Annotated in this window: 18 protein-coding genes; 9 read left to right on the forward strand and 9 right to left on the reverse strand. The window is 68.3% G+C overall.

The genetic code is table 11. The features are described from left to right. From BN10_RS17020 to fdhD, 5 genes are all read right to left on the reverse strand, one after another. Positions 1 to 847: hypothetical protein (locus BN10_RS17020; RefSeq protein WP_051369580.1), on the reverse strand; the 847-nt coding region annotated here is incomplete at its 3' end. 46 nt (positions 848 to 893) lie between these two features. Next, the gene (locus tag BN10_RS00135) at positions 894 to 1,205 is read right to left on the reverse strand and encodes a hypothetical protein (protein ID WP_010849097.1); all 312 of its coding nucleotides are present in this window, start codon (positions 1,203 to 1,205) and stop codon (positions 894 to 896) included. Positions 1,206 to 1,284: 79 nt separating this feature from the next. Beyond that, complete coding sequence (argG, locus tag BN10_RS00140) at positions 1,285 to 2,715, reverse strand: argininosuccinate synthase (protein ID WP_010849098.1); 1,431 nt, start codon at positions 2,713 to 2,715, stop codon at positions 1,285 to 1,287. 277 nt (positions 2,716 to 2,992) lie between these two features. Further along, on the reverse strand, positions 2,993 to 5,773 hold the full coding sequence (aceE, locus tag BN10_RS00145) for a pyruvate dehydrogenase (acetyl-transferring), homodimeric type (protein WP_010849099.1): 2,781 nt from the start codon (positions 5,771 to 5,773) through the stop codon (positions 2,993 to 2,995). 54 nt (positions 5,774 to 5,827) lie between these two features. After that, on the reverse strand, positions 5,828 to 6,682 hold the full coding sequence (gene fdhD, locus BN10_RS00150; RefSeq protein ID WP_010849100.1) for a formate dehydrogenase accessory sulfurtransferase FdhD: 855 nt from the start codon (positions 6,680 to 6,682) through the stop codon (positions 5,828 to 5,830). A 31-nt stretch (positions 6,683 to 6,713) separates the two neighbouring features. Here fdhD and BN10_RS00155 point away from each other — a divergent pair, with 31 nt between their 5' ends. The 9 genes from BN10_RS00155 to BN10_RS00190 all read left to right on the forward strand — a co-directional run bounded on the left by BN10_RS00155 (position 6,714) and on the right by BN10_RS00190 (position 17,425). Beyond that, positions 6,714 to 7,223, forward strand: coding sequence for a PH domain-containing protein (locus tag BN10_RS00155; protein ID WP_010849101.1), 510 nt, complete (start codon positions 6,714 to 6,716; stop codon positions 7,221 to 7,223). Further along, complete coding sequence (locus BN10_RS00160; protein ID WP_010849102.1) at positions 7,220 to 8,827, forward strand: PH domain-containing protein; 1,608 nt, start codon at positions 7,220 to 7,222, stop codon at positions 8,825 to 8,827. Before BN10_RS00155 ends, BN10_RS00160 begins: the two co-directional genes overlap by 4 nt. Further along, positions 8,824 to 9,258 (forward strand): DUF3052 domain-containing protein, encoded by a 435-nt coding sequence (locus BN10_RS00165; RefSeq protein ID WP_010849103.1) that lies wholly within the window; start codon positions 8,824 to 8,826, stop codon positions 9,256 to 9,258. Before BN10_RS00160 ends, BN10_RS00165 begins: the two co-directional genes overlap by 4 nt. 42 nt (positions 9,259 to 9,300) lie before the next feature. After that, positions 9,301 to 9,804, forward strand: coding sequence for a peroxiredoxin (locus BN10_RS00170; RefSeq protein WP_010849104.1), 504 nt, complete (start codon positions 9,301 to 9,303; stop codon positions 9,802 to 9,804). A 499-nt stretch (positions 9,805 to 10,303) separates the two neighbouring features. Then, positions 10,304 to 12,427, forward strand: coding sequence for a site-specific DNA-methyltransferase (locus BN10_RS00175; RefSeq protein ID WP_010849106.1), 2,124 nt, complete (start codon positions 10,304 to 10,306; stop codon positions 12,425 to 12,427). 3 nt (positions 12,428 to 12,430) lie between these two features. Next, positions 12,431 to 15,073 carry a DEAD/DEAH box helicase family protein gene (locus BN10_RS00180; RefSeq protein WP_010849107.1) on the forward strand — a complete coding sequence of 881 codons (2,643 nt, stop codon included), beginning with the start codon at positions 12,431 to 12,433 and terminating at the stop codon, positions 15,071 to 15,073. After that, complete coding sequence (locus BN10_RS00185; protein ID WP_010849108.1) at positions 15,073 to 15,630, forward strand: hypothetical protein; 558 nt, start codon at positions 15,073 to 15,075, stop codon at positions 15,628 to 15,630. The genes BN10_RS00180 and BN10_RS00185 overlap by 1 nt, the downstream gene beginning before the upstream one ends. A 24-nt stretch (positions 15,631 to 15,654) precedes the next feature. Continuing rightward, complete coding sequence (locus BN10_RS16540) at positions 15,655 to 15,813, forward strand: hypothetical protein (protein ID WP_010849109.1); 159 nt, start codon at positions 15,655 to 15,657, stop codon at positions 15,811 to 15,813. Positions 15,814 to 16,042: 229 nt separating this feature from the next. Next, positions 16,043 to 17,425, forward strand: coding sequence for a hypothetical protein (locus BN10_RS00190; protein WP_156917073.1), 1,383 nt, complete (start codon positions 16,043 to 16,045; stop codon positions 17,423 to 17,425). A gap of 1 nt (position 17,426) precedes the next feature. Here BN10_RS00190 and BN10_RS00195 read toward each other — a convergent pair whose 3' ends face one another. The 4 genes from BN10_RS00195 to BN10_RS17025 form a co-directional block, all read right to left on the reverse strand. Next, positions 17,427 to 17,804, reverse strand: a complete 378-nt coding sequence (locus BN10_RS00195; RefSeq protein WP_010849111.1) for a hypothetical protein — start codon at positions 17,802 to 17,804, stop codon at positions 17,427 to 17,429. Further along, positions 17,801 to 17,980 carry a hypothetical protein gene (locus tag BN10_RS15980; protein ID WP_010849112.1) on the reverse strand — a complete coding sequence of 60 codons (180 nt, stop codon included), beginning with the start codon at positions 17,978 to 17,980 and terminating at the stop codon, positions 17,801 to 17,803. Before BN10_RS15980 ends, BN10_RS00195 begins: the two co-directional genes overlap by 4 nt. A 115-nt stretch (positions 17,981 to 18,095) precedes the next feature. Continuing rightward, entirely contained in the window at positions 18,096 to 18,410 is a 315-nt protein-coding gene (locus BN10_RS00200) for a hypothetical protein (protein ID WP_010849113.1), read from the reverse strand. Between the two features lie 121 nt (positions 18,411 to 18,531). After that, on the reverse strand, positions 18,532 to 18,721 hold a 190-nt coding region (locus BN10_RS17025; RefSeq protein WP_040750254.1), incomplete at its 5' end, for a helix-turn-helix domain-containing protein.

Below are 18,721 nucleotides of genomic sequence, written 5' to 3' on the forward strand. Positions count from 1 at the left end.
CGCCGGCGCGCGCCGGCGCCGCGGCATACCCGGACTGTGCGGCGCGCGCGCTGCGGCCGGCTGCGAACAGGTGCGGAACGCGAGGGCCGACGACCACCGGGCCCTCGCCGAGCGTGGGCACCAGACCCGTCGCGGCCGTGAGCGGATCTGGCACACCGCCGAGGATCACGACCACGCGACCCCCCTGGACGGCAGCGAGCAGTTGGACGCCGACCCGATGTGCCGCCCGGTGGAGTGCCGAGACGACCGCTTGTGCCTCTCCCGGTGGGGCGGCCGCGACCATGACGGCGACGTCGTGGACCTGACCCCATCCCAGTGCGGCCGCACGCGACTGCATGGACTGGTCGGCCTCACCGCGCAGCACCGCGTCGACGACGACCGACTCGAGCCGCGCGTCCCACGCGCCGCGGGACTCGGCGGCCTGTGCGTACACGGTCGCCGCGCCGAAGGCCACCTCGCGGCTGTAGCGCAGCACCGCCTCGCGGACCTTGGCGCGCTCGCGGACCGGTGCCAGAGCCTCGGTCTCCTCCTCGACGACGTCGACGACCGTGCGGAGCAGGTCGAGTGTCTGCGCCAGACTGATGGAGCGGGTCAGCTCGCGCGGCGCCGTGCCGAAGACGTCGGCCGTGACGTCGAGCCCCTCGTCGGCGGAATCGAGCCAGGCCGTGAAGCCGCCGATCCCGCTGTGCGCGACCAGGGCCACCCAGGAACTCTGGTCCGCGGGCAGCGCCCGGAACCACTCATGGGTGGCGGAGAGTCGGGCGACCGAGGCCGCCCCCAGGGCACCTGCCTCGTCCCGGATCGCGCGGACCGTCGAGCGCGACAGGCCATGGCGGGCGGCGGGCATGCCACCAGCCTATTTGTATGCCGCGCACAAAGTCAGCGGCGACGAGTCAGTTCTCGTCGTTGGCGTGGAACCACCTGTAGAGCACGCCGGGGATCATGAAGAAGATCCACGACCAGTACCAGCCGCCGAAGGCGAGACCGCACAGCATGAAGAGGATGAACGAGATCGGCCCCGCGACGGCCAGGACGCGCTTCTCTGTCGAGGAGAGCGCCGACGAGCCGGGTTCATCCGCGGGGACCTCGGCCCGCTCGGGGGGCGCCGGCGCCTCGTAGCGTTGCGGGGGCGGCACCGACCCCTTGGGTGGGTCCTCGCCCTCGAACGGTTGCTCGGGTGTGGGCGCGGAATGCGCTTGGCTCATCGGTCGACCCCCTGATGCGACAACGTGTGCATCGACCACCCTAGGCGAGTCCGATGGGGAGGTGGTGCCCGCCCGAGGGTCAGTCGTGGCCCAGGGCTCCGTCGACGAAGACGACGGCCCGCTCCTGCTCGGTCTCCTCGTCGGAGCCCTCGATGATCTGGTCGCGTCCGCCCGGGGGGAGGGCGCCCAGGAGGATGCCGTGCTCGACGAGCACTTGCCCCTCGTTGACCGGCTGCTGCGCGTAGAGCTCGAGCTTGTCGCGGGTGTCGGCGATGTCGAGGTTGCGCATGGTGAGCTGCCCGATCCGGTCGCTCGGGCCGAAGGCGGCGCTCTCGGTGCGCTCCATCGAGAGCCGCTCAGGCTGGTAGGAGAAGGCGGGTCCGGCGGTGTTGATGATCGAGTAGTCCTCGCCGCGGCGCAGGCGAATCGTGACCTCGCCGGTGACGACGGAGGCGATCCAGCGCTGGATGGACTCGCGCATCATGAGGGCTTGTGGGTCGAGCCAGCGGCCTTCGTAGAGGAGACGGCCCAGGCGGCGCCCCTCGAGGTGGTAGTTGGCGATCGTGTCCTCGTTGTGGATCGCGTTGAGGAGGCGCTCGTAGGCGAGCCACAGCAGCGCCATGCCCGGGGCCTCGTAGATGCCGCGGGACTTGGCCTCGATGATCCGGTTCTCGATCTGGTCGGACATGCCCAGACCGTGGCGGCCACCGATCGTGTTGGCCTCGAGGACGAGGGCCACGTCGTCGGGGAAGGTCTGGCCGTTGATCGCGACCGGGCGGCCACGCTCGAAGCGGATGGTCACGTCCTCGGTCTCGATCGCCACACTCGGGTCCCAGAACTTCACGCCCATGATGGGCTCGACGGTCTCGAGCGAGACGTCGAGGTGCTCGAGGGTCTTGGCCTCGTGGGTCGCGCCCCAGATGTTGGCGTCGGTGGAGTAGGCCTTCTCCTGGGAGTCGCGGTAGGGCAGCCCCCGCTCGGTGAGCCAGGCACTCATCTCGTGCCGGCCGCCGAGCTCCTGGACGAAGTCGACGTCGAGCCACGGCTTGTAGATCCGGAGCGCAGGGTTGGCGATCAGGCCGTAGCGGTAGAACCGCTCGATGTCGTTGCCCTTGTAGGTCGAGCCGTCGCCCCAGATGTCGACGCCGTCCTCGTGCATCGCGCGCACGAGCAGGGTGCCGGTGACGGCCCGGCCCAAGGGAGTGGTGTTGAAGTAGGCGCGACCACCGCTGCGGATGTGGAAGGCGCCGCAACTCATCGCGACCAGGCCCTCCTGGACCAGGGCCGCGCGGCAGTCGACGGCGCGGGCGAGCTCGGCGCCGTAGGCGAAGGCGCGCCCCGGCACCTTGTCGATCTCGGGCTCGTCGTACTGCCCGAGGTCGGCGGTGTAGGTGCAGGGGATCGCCCCCTTCTCGCGCATCCAGGCGACGGCGACGGAGGTGTCGAGACCTCCGGAGAAGGCGATGCCGACGCGCTCGCCGACGGGCAGGGAAGTCAGGACCTTGGACACGATGCAAGAGTATACGGAGGTCTGCATAGCCACAAATCTGTGGTGGGTCGCGACGGTCGTGTGTAATCGGTGTGCTTGGCCCGCGTGAATGTCTCCATCCCCGACGATGTCATCGAGCGTGCCCGCGAGGCCGGCCTCAACTCGTCGCCCCGAGCGAGCGATGATCAAGGTCCGCTCGGTCTGAGCTGCCCGCCCTCGACCCCCACCCATGACGTATGCCGCGGGCCCACCACTGAGGTGGGCCCGCGGCATCCGTGAGGGGCACGGCTGGTGCAGGTCAGGCGTCGCCGCCCGAGTTCCCCGACGTGCCGGCCGTGACATCGTGCAACTTGTACTTCTCGATCGCCCGGGCGAGGGCGTCGGCCGGGACCTTGCCCTGGTCGGCGAGCATCTGCAGCGCCTTCGCGGCCATCGACGGTCCATCGATGTGGAAGACCCGGCGCGCCGCCGGTCGGGTGTCGGAGAAGCCGAAGCCATCGGCCCCGAGTGAGCCGTAGTCACCGGGCACCCACTCACGGATCTGGTCCTGAACGGCCCGCATCCAGTCCGAGACGGCCACGACGGGTCCCTGCGTCCCCTGCAGCTTCTGGGTCACCCACGGCACCCGCTGCTCGGCGTCGGGGTGCAGGTAGGCCTGCTGGTCACACGCCAGACCATCACGTCGCAGCTCGTTCCACGAGGTGACCGACCAGACATCGGCGGCCACGCCCCAATCGTCACGCAGCAGTTCCTGTGCCTCCAGGGCCCACGGCATACCGACTCCCGACGCGAGCAACTGCACACGGGGCGCGTCGCCTGGCAGGCCGTCGGTGATGGCCGGGGCGTAGAGGTACATCCCGCGCAGGATCCCCTCCCGGTCGACGTCCGCCGGCTCGGCAGGCTGCGGCATCGGCTCGTTGTACACGGTGAGGTAGTAGATGACGTTGCGCTCGTCGGGGGTGAAGTCGCCGCCGCCGTACATCCGGTGCAAACCGTCCTGCATGATGTGCGCGATCTCGTAGGCGAAGGCCGGGTCGTAGGCGCGCACGGCCGGGTTGGTGGCCGCGAGCAGGTGGCTGTGGCCGTCGGCGTGCTGCAGGCCCTCGCCCGTGAGCGTCGTGCGGCCGGCGGTCGCGCCGATGAGGAATCCGCGCGTCATCTGGTCGGCGGCCGCCCAGATCGAGTCGGCGGTCCGCTGGAACCCGAACATCGAGTAGAAGATGTAGATCGGGATCATCGGCGTCTCGTGCGTCGCGTACGACGTGCCGACGGCGGTGAAGGCCGCCGTCGAGCCCGCCTCGTTGATGCCGAGGTGGAGGATCTGGCCCTCCTTGGACTCCTTGTAGGCGAGCATCAGGTCGGCGTCGACCGAGGTGTAGCGCTGACCGTGGGGGTTGTAGATCTTGATCGTCGGGAAGAAGGAGTCCATCCCGAAGGTCCGCGCCTCGTCGGGGATGATCGGCACGATGCGAGGGCCGAACTCCTTGTCGCGCATGAGGTCCTTGAGCAGCCGCACGAAGGCCATCGTCGTCGCGACGTTCTGCTTGCCCGAGCCCTTCTTGACCTGGGCGTAGGCGCTGTCGTCGGGCAGGTGGAGCGGGATGTGCGTCGTGCGCCGACTCGGCAGGCCGCCGCCGAGCTTCCCGCGCCGCTCGAGGGCGTAGGCGACGGCCTCGTCCTCGGCGCCGGGGTTGTAGTACGGCGGCAGGTAGGGGTTGGCCTCGAGCACCTCGTCCGAGATCGGGATCTTCAGGCTGTCGCGGAAGCTCTTGAGGTCGGCCAGGGTGAGCTTCTTCATCTGGTGGGTCGCGTTGCGGCCGGCGAAGCTCGTGCCCAGGCCGTAGCCCTTGATCGTCTTGGCGAGGATGACCGTGGGCTGCCCGGTGTGCTCGGTCGCTGCCTTGTAGGCCGCGTAGACCTTGTGGTAGTCGTGACCGCCGCGCTTGAGCTTCCACCAGACGTCCTCGTCGGACCAGTTCTCCACCATGCGCCGCGTGCGCGGGTCGCGCGCGAAGAAGAAGTCGCGGACGTACTTGCCGTCATTGGCGCGGAAGGTCTGGTAGTCCCCGTCGGACGTGGCATTCATGAGGTGGACCAGGGCGCCGTCGCCATCGGCGGCCAGCAGCGGGTCCCAGCCGCGGCCCCAGACGACCTTGATGACATTCCAGCCGGCACCGCGGAAGTAGGCCTCGAGCTCCTGGATGATCTTGCCGTTGCCGCGCACCGGACCGTCGAGGCGCTGCAGGTTGCAGTTGACGACGAAGGTGAGGTTGTCGAGTTCTTCGCCCGCAGCCCACTGCAGCGCGCCGCGCGACTCGACCTCGTCCATCTCCCCGTCGCCGAGGAACGCCCACGTGTGCTGCTGGCTGGTGTCCTTGAGGCCCCGGTTGTGGAGGTACTTGTCGAACTGTGCCTGGTAGATCGCGTTCATCGGCCCAAGACCCATGGACACCGTCGGGAACTCCCAGAAGTCCGACATCAGGCGTGGGTGCGGGTAGGAGGGCAGCCCGAACGGCTTGCCGTCGACGAGGTGGCTGTGCTCCTGGCGGAAGCCGTCGAGGCGATCGCTGCTGATCCGGCCCTCGAGGAAGGCCCGGGCATACATGCCGGGGGAGGCATGGCCCTGGAAGAAGATGTGGTCGCCACCACCGGGGTGGTCCTTGCCCCGGAAGAAGTGGTTCATGCCCACCTCGTAGAGGGTGGCCGCCGAGGCATAGCTCGAGATGTGGCCACCGACCCCGATGCCGGGCCGCTGGGCCCGGTGCACGATCATCGCCGCATTCCAGCGCAGGTAGGCGCGGAAGCGGCGCTCGGCTGCCTCGTCGCCCGGGTACCACGGCTCCTGCTCCGGCGAGATCGTGTTGATGTAATCCGTCGTCGTCAGCGACGGCACCCCGACCTGCATCTCGCGCGCGCGCTCCAACAGGCGCAGCATGAGATATCGGGCACGCTGCCGACCGGGACCATCGATGACCGCGTCCAAGCTCTCCAGCCACTCGGACGTCTCGGCCGGGTCGATGTCCGGCAGGTGGGAGGGGATGCCGTTGAGGATCGGGCTGGCGTCTTCGCGGTTGACCACGTCGAACCTTCCTGGGTCGTCGTTAGGGGCAGCAGTGGATCCCATCTTGCTCCCTCAGATGTTTTGCGTCACATCCGGTCCGGCCACGAGACGTTCCGGGTGCGCATACACCGAGAAGGTCGTGCCTCGCGCGAAGGCCACCAGCGTCATCCCGACCTCCTGGGCCAGACTGATCGCCAGGGACGAGGGCGCACCGACGGCGACCAGGGCCGGCAGGCCGACCATCGCCGCCTTCTGGACCAATTCGAAACTGGCGCGGGCCGACACGACGAGCACGAGGTCGCCAAAGGGTGGGTCCGTGTCACGGGCCAGCGCCCCGATCACCTTGTCGACGGCGTTGTGCCGGCCGACGTCCTCCCGCACCACCCGCAGGTCTCCGGCGGTGTCGACGAGGGCCGCGGCATGGGCTCCACCGGTGCGCTCGAAGGTCTTCTGGGCGGACCTCAAGGTGTCCGGGAGGCCCGCCACCACCGCGGGGGAGATCCGAGCGCGACCGGGCTCCGCGGCATACCGAAGAGCGGAGCGGACGTCGTCGACCGATTGGGACCCACACACGCCGCAGGCGCTCGTCATGGTCTCGGTGCGTGCCCTGGGGCGGGCCCGGAGGTGGCCACCGGGGCGCAGGGTCACGTCGACGACGTTGAAGGTCGCGACCCCCGAGGCGTCGACATCCGTGCAGTGCATCATCGCGGCCACCTCGTGGGCCGAGTGGATGAGCCCCTCGGTGAGCAGGTGCCCGATCGCGTAGTCGAAGTCGTCGCCCGGCGTGCGCATCGTCGTGGCGAGCGCCTCGCCCTCGACACGCACCTCGAGCGGTTCCTCGACCAGGACTGTGTCCGGGCGGGAGGACTCGACCCCGCTGCCCACGTCGACCCGCAAGCGGGGGACTCGCGTCGTGACCCGGCCCATGGCCGCACCATAGCCGTGCAAGGCTTGTCCCATGAGTGACCTCGACGCCGACCCAGCGCCCCGAGTGACCCTGCGTGGTGGCGACCTGGGCTGGCGCTCGGTCTCACCCGCTCTCGTCAAGGTCCGACTGATCACCCTGGCCGTGTCGTTGGTGGTGCCGCTGGTGGCCACGATCGTCCTGGCGGTGCTCGTCACGCCGTGGGTCTGGCTCGGCACCCTCGCCCTCATGGTCGCCGCCGCGATCATCGCGTGGGTCATCGTGCGGCAGGTCAGCGCCATCAGCTGGATCGAGCTGGAGGAGGAGTTGGTGATCCGCAAGGGTCGGCTGATCCGTTCGCTGGTCAGCGTCCCCTACGGGCGGTTGCAGTTCGTCGATGTCCAGTCCGGGCCGCTCATGCGCGCTTTCGGTCTCTCCACGCTGCAGCTCCACACGGCCAATCCCGCCACGTCGGCCACGATCTCGGGCCTCGAGGTCCCGATCGCCGAGGACCTGCGCGCCCGACTGTCGGCGCGTGGTGAGACCCAGCGGGCCGGGCTGTGACCGAACCGGGCTCCGACGAGGTCGCCGAGCAGGGGTGGGAGCAACTCTCGCCCCTCTCGCTGATCCTGCGTGGTGGGGTCGTCCTGCTCGCTGTCGTCAGCTGGATGGGTGCCCAACTGGTGAGCCGGGTCGGCAACTTCGTCAGCCCCGGGAGGTGGCGTGACTCAAGCGGCCAACCCGACGAGGTCGAGGGAATCCTGTCCCATCCGTGGGTCTCGCTGGGAATCCTGGCGTTGGTGATCGTCGCAGCGATCGGGGCGGCGTGGATGAGCTGGCGCTTCACGCGTTTCCGGGTGGCCGAGCACCAGGTCGAACTGCGTCAGGGCTGGATCTTCCGGCAGCAGCGTCAGGTGCCCCTCGATCGCGTCCAGGCCGTCGAGATCTCCCGACCGCTCGTGGCCCAACTCCTCGGACTGGCCAAGGTCGTCGTGCAATCGGCCGGAGGCAAGGACTCCAACGTCACCCTCGCTTACCTGCCGCTCCCGCGGGCGCACGACGTGCGCGACCGCATCCAGCGCGCCGCTTCCCGCCTCGAGGGGTATGCCGCGGGGCCGGCCGACGAGGGGGGCGCCCCGACCGGCGTGGTGCGGTCCGCCCCCGGGGGCACCGAGGGACCGTACGGCTCGCTGCCCGGTGACCTGCTGGGCCTGGCTCCGGACACCGGGCGCCTGGTCGTGCAGGTGCCCAACCTGCGGCTCGTGCTGGCCAGCCTCTGCCACCCGGGAGTGGTCTTCCTCGTCCTGGCCGGGCTCGCGTGGGGCATCGCGGCACTCACCGTCATCCCGGACGAGTGGGGCCCCTTCGGCGGGATCGTCGTCGCGCTCCCGGGGCTGGTGCCGATGCTCTTCGGTCTGCTCTCCACGCGCGTGCGTGAAGTCCTCAAACACGGCAATTTCCGCCTGACCGATCAGGGTCGCTCCGTGCGGATCCTCCACGGCCTCACCGACCATCGCACGACGACGGTGCCGCTGCGGCGTGTCCAGGCCCTCGAGATCGTCCAGCCGATGATGTGGCGGCCGATGGGGTGGTGGCGGGCCCGGGTCAACGTCGCGGGCATCCACGGCGACGACTCCGAGCTGACCAACGAGACGGTCCTACTTCCCGTCGGCACCCTGGATGAGGCACTGACCGTCCTCACCCTCGTCGACCCGGCCCTGTCGCCGGACCACCTGCGCACAGCGGCCCTGGGCGACGGGGGAGAGGCCAACTGGGTGACGGCCTCGCCTAGCGCGCGGCTCTTCGATCCGCTGTCGTGGCGTCGCAGCGGCTACACGGTGTCCGGGCACGGAGTGCTGGTGCGGAGGGGGCGCTACAGTCGCCGCGCCGCCGCCGTGCCCCACGCGCGCGTCCAGTCGATGAAGGTTATGCAAGGCCCGTGGGACGCCCGCCGCGACCTGGCGGCCGTCAGCCTGGTGAGCACGCCCGGACCGATCGGCATCGTCATCCCTCACCTGTCGCTCCACGACGCCGAGGCCTTCCTGGATGAGGAGTCGCAGCGGACCAGCGCCGCCCGCCGATCCGAGGGAACACCTTGCGCGAACCCCGCGCCAGGGGATGGACTGTCATCCGTGGACATCGCCCTGACCGACGGCCACCGACCGTGAACGCCTCCACACCCGCCCCGAGCGGCGACCTTCGTGGCGTGCTCGATCGGCTGGGCCTGGCGCCCGACCGGATTGTCCAGGAACTCGGCTACGACGACGACGTGGACCACGACTTCCGGGCGGCGGTGGAAGAGCGACTGGGCGCACCGATGGAGGACGACGGGTACACCGGCGAGATCGATGCGGCCCTGCTGTGGTGGCGCGGCGGTGACGGAGACCTCACCGATGCGCTCGTCGACCTGGTCGGCCTGCTCGACGACGGGGGCTACGTCGCCCTGTTGACCCCGCGGCATACCGCTGACGCCGTGGAGGCCAGTGAGATCGAGGAGGCAGCACGCACCGCCGGGCTCCATCCGGGAGGACCGTTCAACCTCTCCGATGACTGGCGCGGTGTGAAGCTTGCGCCCCCTCGGGGCTCCGTCCGGCGCTGATCGGTCGCGGGCGCAACTCCACGGGCGTGACAGACTCTCGGCATGCCCGAGGCGCCCGTTCACCACGTCCACCCGCTCGGGGTCGGCGATGTCGTGCCCGACTTCACCCTCCCGGATCACAACGGCACGCAACGCACCCTGTCGGAGGCCGTGGCCGAGCGGCCGGTGCTCCTCGTCTTCTACCCCTTCGCGTTCAGCGGCATCTGCACCGGCGAGCTGAGCGAGATCCGCGACGACCTCGGAGCCTTCGATAACGACGGGGTCCAGGTCTGGGCGATCTCCTGCGACCCGACGCCCTCGCTGCTGGCCTGGGCGGACAAGGAGGGCTACTTCTTCCCGCTGCTCTCCGACTTCTGGCCGCACGGTGGGGTCGCCGCCAGCCTGGGGATCCTGCACGAGCGGGGTTTTGCCGTGCGGGGGACTTTCTTGGTCGACGCGGACCGGGTCATCCGTTGGGCCCTGGTCAACGGACCCGGTGAGCGCCGCGACTTCGACGCGTATCGCCGAGTCATGGCCACGGTGGCCGACCCCGGCGGGACTGCCTGACACCGGACTGCTTGACACAGCACCGCCTGACACAATGACGCCGTCGTCGGCGCCGCCGCCGACGAGGGCCTGTAGGAGGTGTCTGAAACCGTGAAGCTGCAGGTCGGCGGCTGTGGGGTTTGGGGCGTTGCAACAGGATTGGGCGGTTTTCGCAACAAGGCGGGGGTCGGGCGCGGCGTGGTCTGTCCAGGCGTTCTGGCTGGTCAGGACTTTGGGTCTGTGTGACCTGAAGTCGTGATTCCGGCCGCGCGGGTCGCCGCGGGGGGCAGGGTTTTCGACAGGTTGCGGACGTGTTTGCGCTGGTCAGGACGGGTGTCGGCGACCGAGGTGGGGTGTGCTGCGTGGTGGTCGTGGCGTCCTGATGGCGGCAGATGCTTCAGCCTCATCTGGGTAGTCCCGCCTTATGTCGGGCACGTCGGCCGATACCCGTCGGTGCGCCTACCTAGACTCCCGAGCAAGACCCTGCCCGCCCTGCCGCCCAGAAGAGGACCACGACGACGTGTCGCGCCTGACCGATTTGATCGCGCAAGCGAAAGCGAATGACCCGACGCTCGGCGCTGACCTTGAGGCGGAGATTCGGGTGTTGCAGGAGCGGCGCCCGTTCGGCCTGAACTTTGAGCGGCACCAGCCGGAAGCGGTCGAGCTGCCTGGTCGTCCCGTCCGTAAGGGCGACAAGGTGCGGGTTCTCCCGCCGCGAGGCGAGACCTGTCGCGGGGACCAGCGGTTGTGGCGGGTCGCACGGATCGAGGCCGTCGACGGGGAACGCGTCGCCCGCCTTGAACTGGCGGCAGCGGACGCCGGCGAGACCGCGACCGCGCTCGTGGACGACCTGGTCGTCGTCGCGGAGTTCCGCGACCCGATCTACCCCGGGCTGCGCTCCACCGGACGGGTCGAACGCGGCGGCGACAAGCCGTTCCACACGGTCATCAACGCCGAGAACTACCACGCCCTCCAAACCCTGCTCTACACCCACCGCGGGAAGGTCGACTGCATCTACATCGACCCGCCCTACAACACGGGCGCGAAGGACTGGAAGTACAACAACGACTACGTGGACGGTGAGGACCTCTACCGTCACTCGAAATGGCTCGCGTTCATGGAACGCCGACTCCAGCTCGCGAAGGACTTACTGAATCCCGAGGACTCCGTCCTCATCGTCACGATTGACGAGAAGGAAGTGCACCGACTCGGACTCCTGCTCCAGCAGACGTTCCCTGACGCTCGTGTTCAGATGATCTCTAGCGTCATCAATCCCAGCGGCGCCCAGCGCCGCAACATGTTCTGGCGGACCGACGAGTACGTCTACTTCGTGATGATCGGATCCGCGTCGCCCGGACGCTGGATAACGGACATGACGCGTTCGGCAGATGCGCCTGTGAAAAGACGCGCGATCTGGAACAGCCTCCGTCGACGCGGAGTAGGAAACTCCCGGAGCGACCGCCCAGGTTGCTTCTATCCTGTCTACGTCAACAGCGATGGAGCCATTGTCCACATCGGTGACGCTCTCTCCAGCGATGAGAACCCAGGTGACGAGCCTGCCATCACTGGTGCTCAACCCACATACCCCATTCGGCAGGATGGGAGTCAGGGAAGGTACGAGTGCAATCCCGAGCGTTCCCGGGAGTTGCTGCGCCTCGGCTACCTCCGTTATGCCGAGCATCGAGGAACGGGAACCGTCCAGTACCTCCGGGAGTCCGAGATTCGCAAGATTGACGAGGGCGCAATCGTTTCTCGGGGGAGCACCACAGCCGGCTACGCGGACCTCGTTTGGAGTGACGATATCCGCGCTGCCGTGAACGCTAAGACGCACTGGTCCATGCCATCCCATGACGCTGATCAAAGCGGCTCTCGCATCAACCGTCTCTTGATTCCGGGACGATCCTTCACGTTCCCGAAGAGTCTCTACGCAATCGAAGACGCGTTGCGATTCTTCGTTCAAGACAAGCCTCGTGCGGTCATCGCTGACTTCTTCGCAGGGAGTGGCACGACAGCCCACGCGGTCATGCGACTCAACCGACAGGATGGCGGAACGCGCAGATCTGTCAGCGTCACAAACAATGAAGTCGACGCGGAACAGCAAGTCGATCTGCGACGAGAGAGGCTGCGACCAGGTGACGGAGAGTGGGAGTCTCAGGGCATCTGCGACTTCATCACCAAGCCGCGCATCCGGGCGGCGGTCACCGGGGTCACTCCCGACGGCGATGCTGTGAAGGGTGACTACAAGTTCACGGACGAGTTCCCGATGAGCGAGGGGTTCGAGGAGAACGTAGAGTTCTTCACGCTCACGTACGAGACGCCGTGGCGTGTCGCTCGGAACCGTGACTTCGCCGCGGTCGCGCCCTTGCTGTGGATGCGGGCTGGCTCGCAGGGTCGGCGCATCGACGTCCTACCGGAGGCCGGCTGGGATGTTGCGGACACGTACGGGGTGCTGGCGAATCTCGACCGGGCAAAGGGGTTCCTCGCAGCGGTCACGCACAGCGAGTCGGTATGGACCGTGTTCGTCGTGACCGACGATGACCGGCGGTTCCAGATGGTGTGCGCGGGCCTGCCCGAACGGGTTGAGCCGGTACGGCTGTACGAGTCGTACCTGAGGAACTTCGAGATCAACACGGGCAGGGAGTGAGCCGTGCGGTACACGCTGAAGGACTACCAGGCCGACGCGGTCCGCGAAGTGCTCGCGAACCTCGCGGAGGCACGCGAACTGTTCCACAACCCGAGGTTGAGGAAGACGTCGCAGTTCGCGTTGACGGCGACGACCGGGGCGGGAAAGACGGTCATGGCCGCGGCCGCGATCGAGGCGCTGTTCTTCGGGGATGACGAGTTCGACTTCCCCGCGGACGAGACCGCGGTCGTGCTCTGGTTCTCCGACGACCCGAACCTGAACGAGCAGACCCGGTTCCGTCTGATGGCCGCGTCCGATCAGCTCACCCACTCGCGGCTACGAACGATTGCGCACCCGTTCAGTGAGGAGAAGCTCGCGCCCGGTCGGGTGTACTTCCTGAACACGGGCAAGCTCACGCGGTCGTCTTTGCTGACCCGCGGCCATGACGGGGAAGACGACAAGGACGAGGATGAGGCGCGGCTGCCCGAGCTGCGCGCGTCGGCCCGGCCAGACCTGCAGGGGTACACGATCTGGGACACGATCGCGAACACGATCGCGGACCCGAACCGGACCCTGTACCTGGTCCTGGACGAGGCGCACCGCGGGTTCGGGACACGCGCGTCGTCGGACAAGCCGACGATCGTGCGGCGGCTCGTGAACGGTCACGCGGACGTGCCCGCGATCCCGGTCGTGTGGGGCATCTCCGCGACCGTCGCCCGGTTCGAGGAGGCGATGAAGGACGCGCACGTCGCCACGTCCCGGCGCGAGCTCGACAAGGTCCTCGTGGACCCGGTGCTGGTGCAGGCGTCCGGGCTGCTGAAGGACACGATCGTTCTCGACATTCCCGCCGAGACCGGAGTGTTCGACACGGTCCTGCTCACCCGCGCGACCCGCAAGATCAGGCAGTCCACGGCCGACTGGGCCGAGTACGCCGCCACTCAGGGCGGGGAGACGGGCGAGGGCAGCGGCACCGGCCCGGTCGTCCCGCTCATGGTGCTGCAGGTCCCGAACACCCCCGACCCGGACACGATCGCGCGGGCGTTGGATGTCGTGTTCGCGGAATGGCCCGCGTTGACCGGGGACGCGGTCGCGCACGTCCTCGGGGACCACACCACCGCGACGTACGGGCCGTACTCCGTCCGGTACGTCTCCCCGGAGCGGGTGCAGGACGACACGAGCGTGCGGGTCCTGATCGCGAAGGACGGGATCAGCACGGGGTGGGACTGCCCCCGCGCGGAAGTGCTCATGTCGTTCCGGCCGGCGAAGGACGCGACCCACATCACCCAGCTCCTCGGCCGGATGGTCCGCACCCCGCTGGCGATGCGGATCCCCGGCAACGACGCGCTCAACTCCGTCGAATGCATCCTGCCGTTCTTCGACCGGAAGACCGCGGCCACGGTCGTGCAGATCCTCACCGGCGCGCTGGACGACTTCCCCGACGGGGGCGGCGGCCGGCGCGTCCTCATCGACCCGCAGACGATGACCCCGAACAGCGCGATCGAGGAGGCCGTCTGGGACGCGCTCGAGGCGCTCCCGTCCCAGTCACTACCGCGGAGGACCGCCAAACCCGTCAAGAGGCTCACCGCCCTCGCTCACGCCCTCGCCCAGGACGGGCTCCGACCCGACGCGGGAGCGGACGCACACCAGGAGCTCCACGCCGTCCTGGACGGGTGCGCAGCCCGGTACGCGACCGAGCTCGCGGACGCGGTCAAGGAGATCTGGACCGTGCACGGCGAGTCCGTCACCGGCTCCGCCGGCCAGGAACTCACGTATGAGCGGTTCGCGGAAACCGCGGACGACCGCTCCATCCGCGACGCGTTCCGGCAGGCCGGCCGGGTCCTCTCGCCCGACCTTGCCGGGACGTACGCGGACCGGCTCGCCGGACCCGACGACGAGAACACGGACGACGACGGGCTCCGCGACGCGTACGTGAAAGTCGCCGCCCTCGCGCTCGTCCCCGAGGTCCGTGAGGACCTCGACACGGCCGCGGCCAAGCTCGCCGCGAAATGGTTCGACCAGTACCGGGTCGCGTTCAAGGACCTGACCGACGAGCGGCAGGCGGTCTACAACGACATCAAGGCCATGTCCGCGCACCCGCAACGCATGGCCCTGACCCGACCGAAGAACACTCTCGTGGAAACCGCGTACCCGCCCGCGAGCGAAGGCGCCGAACCCGTAAAGATGCCCACCCGAGACCGGCACCTCCTCTCGAACGAGGACGGCCTGTACCCGGTCGGGGAACTGAACGACCTCGAAACGCGCGTCCTCGACAAGGAGATGAAACGCGCCCGGGCGCTCGCCTGGTACCGCAACCCCGCCCGCTCCTCCCAGGACTCCCTCGGTATCGCGTACAAGGACGCGTCCGACGAATGGCGGACCATGCGACCCGACTTCGTGTTCTTCGACCGCGCCGGGTCGGGCGGGAACGTACGCGTATCCATCGTGGACCCCCACGGGCACCACCTGTCCGACGCGCTCCCCAAACTCCGCGGCCTCGCAGCGTTCGCCGCCGAATACGGCAACGAGTTCCACCGCATCGAAGCCATCTCCGTAACCGACGGGCAGTCGCGTGTCCTCGACTTGAAAGACGAGACCGTCCGCAACGCCGTCGCCACAGCCAAAGACGCGCGCGCGCTCTACGACTCCCAGAAGGCCGGGAACTACTGATGGGCGACTCCGCCGCTGCGGGTAAGCCGCAACAGGCTCCCTATGACCGGGAAGTCGATTGGCAGACCTCGGCCGAGATCCTGTCGCAAGCTCGCTGGCTGTTCGAACAGCACGAGAAGCGGACCGACTCCGCGCAAAAGGCCGCCGCGACAGTGATCGCGGCAACCGGTGCGGTCGTGTCCTTCGCGCCGAAGGCACTCCCTGCGCGGCACGGGACGTGGGAGGCAGTCCTGCTCGGCCTGGTCCTTACCGCGGGCCTCGTGACGGTGGTCCTGTGCGTTGTGGTCCTCAAGCCGCGTGAGCGAGAGAAGGGAATGCCGTCCATTGCCGCGCTCCGCAAGTTCGCGAAGCGCCACGACGACGCACAGTGTGTCCCTTTGCCACCGAGCCAGTTCGCGGTCGACATGCTGAACGCGAAGGATCTCAACGCTTCCTCGCCGCTGGACCACGCAGCCAAAGACGCGAACGAGCGGATGGAGTGGCTTACCCGTGCGTACTTCGCGTTCGCCCTAATGTTCGCACTAACGATGGTCGCAGCGTTTGCGATATCCGCATGACTGAGCAACGGAAGGAACCGAATCATGTCCGACGAGGACGCCGCGCAGCCGGACGCTGCCCCAAGCCCGGAGATCCAGAGAATGGTCACGGACGAGCCGGAGTATGACCGTGTCAAGGAATCCAAGGACCCGACCGTGTTCAATCGGGGTCCACAACCGATCCGAGAGGACGGGCCCGAGTGAACTCGGACGAGGAACAACCACCTCCGCCCCCGCAACCCCCGGCCCGTATTGAGACGACCGTGTCCGAGTTCGACACGATTAAGAAGGGTCAGGACCCGCCGCCGCGCCCGACGCGTGAGGGCGAGTGAGTTGCTGACCCGGTCGCTCGTCAACACCCTGACGGGAGGATTCTGTGGCCTGGGGTGACCCTCACGCCAGCGGCCTGCGTGTCCTGTCCCTGGACGCCTGCGTGAAGATCACTGCCGACGAGTATCAGTTCAAGGGTGCCGTGTCGCTCTTCGACTACGACATTGTGTTCTGGGACCCGGCACGCTCCCTGGACACGTACAGCTTCGACTACAACACCTTCGACGGTCGCCGCTCATTGAACCGCGGAACGTCCGCGGCCGCCATGCGCGACGCGGAACGGCGCGGTCGTGAGATTCGCGAGTTCCTGAACTTGGGCCGCACGTTGGTGGTCTATCTCCCCGGGGACATGGCCGTTAACGTCTACACGGGCGAGCAGGAACACTCAGGCACGGGCCGGAACCGTCAGACGACAGACATTCTGGGTACCTTCGATCTGCTGGACTGTCTGACCGTTTCGTGCGGAGGTCTCTCCACGTCCGGGCTAGATATCGAGCCGGTCGACGGGACGGTCGCGCCTCTATATCGGGAGACGAGCGATTTCTGGGCGTACCGACGGACGCTGGACAACGCGGACGGGTTGCAGGTCCTCATGCGCGTCAAGGGAACGGACAAGCCCGTCGCAGGCTACGCCGAAGTGGGCGACGGGCTGCTCGTCCTGCTCCCGTCGTTCTGGCGACCGACGGAAGACTCGAATGACGAAGACGAGGAGGACGAGGAGGACGAAGACAGGGTTGGTCACGGCAGTGACGACGAGCTGACCGCGAAGGACTGGACTGATCGGGAACGAACCGCTGACGAATCCGTCCTTGAATGGATTGCGTCCCTGGCGCGGAAGTCCGCGATCGAAACCGCCTCCTGGACGAAGGACTTTGTATTCGAGGGGCAGGAGGCCCGCGACGAGAAGATTCGGAAGGCGCAGGCCCTGGTGGAACGGCATCAGCGCACCGTTGACGCGCTCGCTGAGGAGCAAGCGCAGGAAGACGCGTGGAAACTTCTCGTCGCCGGCACGGGCGAGCCGCTTGAGCATCAGGTCCGGGAGGCGCTGACCCTGCTCGGGTTCACCCTCGAGCCGCCAATCCGGGGTCGCGCGGACGTGCGAGCGGCGCGTGACGGGCGCAGGCTCGTCGCGGAGGTGAAAGGAGTGAAAGGTAGCGCGGCAGAGAAGCACGCGGCGCAACTGGAGAAGTGGGTATCAGAGGAGAAGACTTCCGGCGCGGACGTGAAGGGCGTACTTGTCGTCAACGCGTGGAAGGACACCCCACCCGATCAGCGTGACCAGCCGGCGTTCCCGTCGCAGATGCTGGCCTACTCGACGGCCCGCGACCATTGCCTCGTCACGGGGGCGCAGCTACTCGCGATGGTCCGAGCCCGCGAAGATCAGCCCGCACGCGCCAACGAGATCGCGGACGTCCTCCTCAACACCGTCGGCGCGGTTACCGGATGGGACAACCCCACCCTGACGAAGGTGGTGGGAGGCGACTGACTCAGTCCTCCAACGGGCAGGCAATCTCGTCACGCACGACGGCGTACCCCTGCTCGCGGAACGCGTGCAGCATTTCGAGCCAACGCTCGTCCGTATCGCTGGGGAAGCAGGCGAGCCACTGCTCCTCGAACCCGGCGGGCGTGAGGGGGATCGCGACCCTGCCGAACCCGCCGAAGTCGTAGTAGGCCATGTCCTCGAACCGGGTCACCGCGACGGGGGCCGCGCAGCAGAGCGGGCATTCGATCCAGCCCGTCTTCGACCCGCCCGGCCAGGTGACGGTCACGACGACATGCGCGGCCGTGAAGTCCCCGTCGGGGGGCGGGATGACCGGCATGCCCGTGATCCCCTTGCGTTGGCCGCGCGGCCTCCACGCGGTCACGAGCGGGCCTTGCGTTCCCGCCGCGTCAGGTAGGCGTGCTGGGCGCGCCAGAGGGCGTTGTAGAGGTTCCACGGGGCGTGCGGGAGGGGGCGCCACGGTTGGCCGGCGCGGGCGGTCCAGGCGGGAATGTGGGCGCAGCAGGTGTGGGTGCAGGAGGGTGCGGGAACGGGACGCACGACGATGGCCTTCCGGGGTCGGGGCGGCCCCGGGGTCGGGGCCTACGGTCGTCGCGTGTCCACGAGGGCAGAACGTAGCCAGGGGCGCGGGAACGGTGCAACCGTGCCCGCGGTCTCAGTCGTCGGCGTAGAGGATCCGGTACATCTGGACGAGGAACTCATCGACTTCAACGAGGGCCACGTAGATGTCGCGGCGCTCGTCGCCTGCCTCCTCGATCGCGCCTCGCGCGGCGGACAGAAGGTCTTTCAGCTCGTCCACGTCAACGGGGTTGTCGAGGGCCTTCTTGCGGTTGCGGTAGTCGGCGCTTCCGCGTTTGAACTGGTCTCGCCGGTGGGCGGCCCAATTCTCGTCGCAGCGATGTCGTCGCCCGGTGACGGGTGCGGCGCAGTCGATGCATGTCCACGCGGCGGCGGGCGGGACGTGTTGCACGAGGGCTTGCCTACAGGTCCGCGCCCGGGCGGGTCAACCTGTTGACGTCAACAGGGTGTCCACCCTGCTTGACACGGTCCGTCGCATGAACGGATACGGACAGCAGATAGGGCGTCGCGGGTCAGTCGCGGCGCGGCCAGAGGGTCGCGTCGAGCGCGGTCTCCGCTTTGGCGATGGTGAGCGCGTCGGGCCAGTGGTCGCCGCGCAGGACGCCCAGGAGCGTGGTGGCGGGGATGCCCGTCAGCTCGGCTGCGGCGCGCAGGGACAGGCCGCGGGTGTCGAGCTGGGCGACGAGCGCGGCGACGGCGGCG

The organism is Phycicoccus elongatus Lp2 (assembly GCF_000367525.1).
GTDB lineage: Bacteria > Actinomycetota > Actinomycetes > Actinomycetales > Dermatophilaceae > Phycicoccus_A > Phycicoccus_A elongatus.

Coding starts and splice junctions, on each gene's coding strand:
- BN10_RS00155 (WP_010849101.1), top strand. CDS start 6,714: ATGAGTGACCTCGACGCCGACCCAGCGCCCCGAGTGACCCTGCGTGGT.
- BN10_RS16540 (WP_010849109.1), top strand. CDS start 15,655: ATGTCCGACGAGGACGCCGCGCAGCCGGACGCTGCCCCAAGCCCGGAG.
- fdhD (WP_010849100.1), bottom strand. CDS start 6,682: ATGGGCCGGGTCACGACGCGAGTCCCCCGCTTGCGGGTCGACGTGGGC.
- BN10_RS00185 (WP_010849108.1), top strand. CDS start 15,073: ATGGGCGACTCCGCCGCTGCGGGTAAGCCGCAACAGGCTCCCTATGAC.
- BN10_RS00135 (WP_010849097.1), bottom strand. CDS start 1,205: ATGAGCCAAGCGCATTCCGCGCCCACACCCGAGCAACCGTTCGAGGGC.
- BN10_RS00170 (WP_010849104.1), top strand. CDS start 9,301: ATGCCCGAGGCGCCCGTTCACCACGTCCACCCGCTCGGGGTCGGCGAT.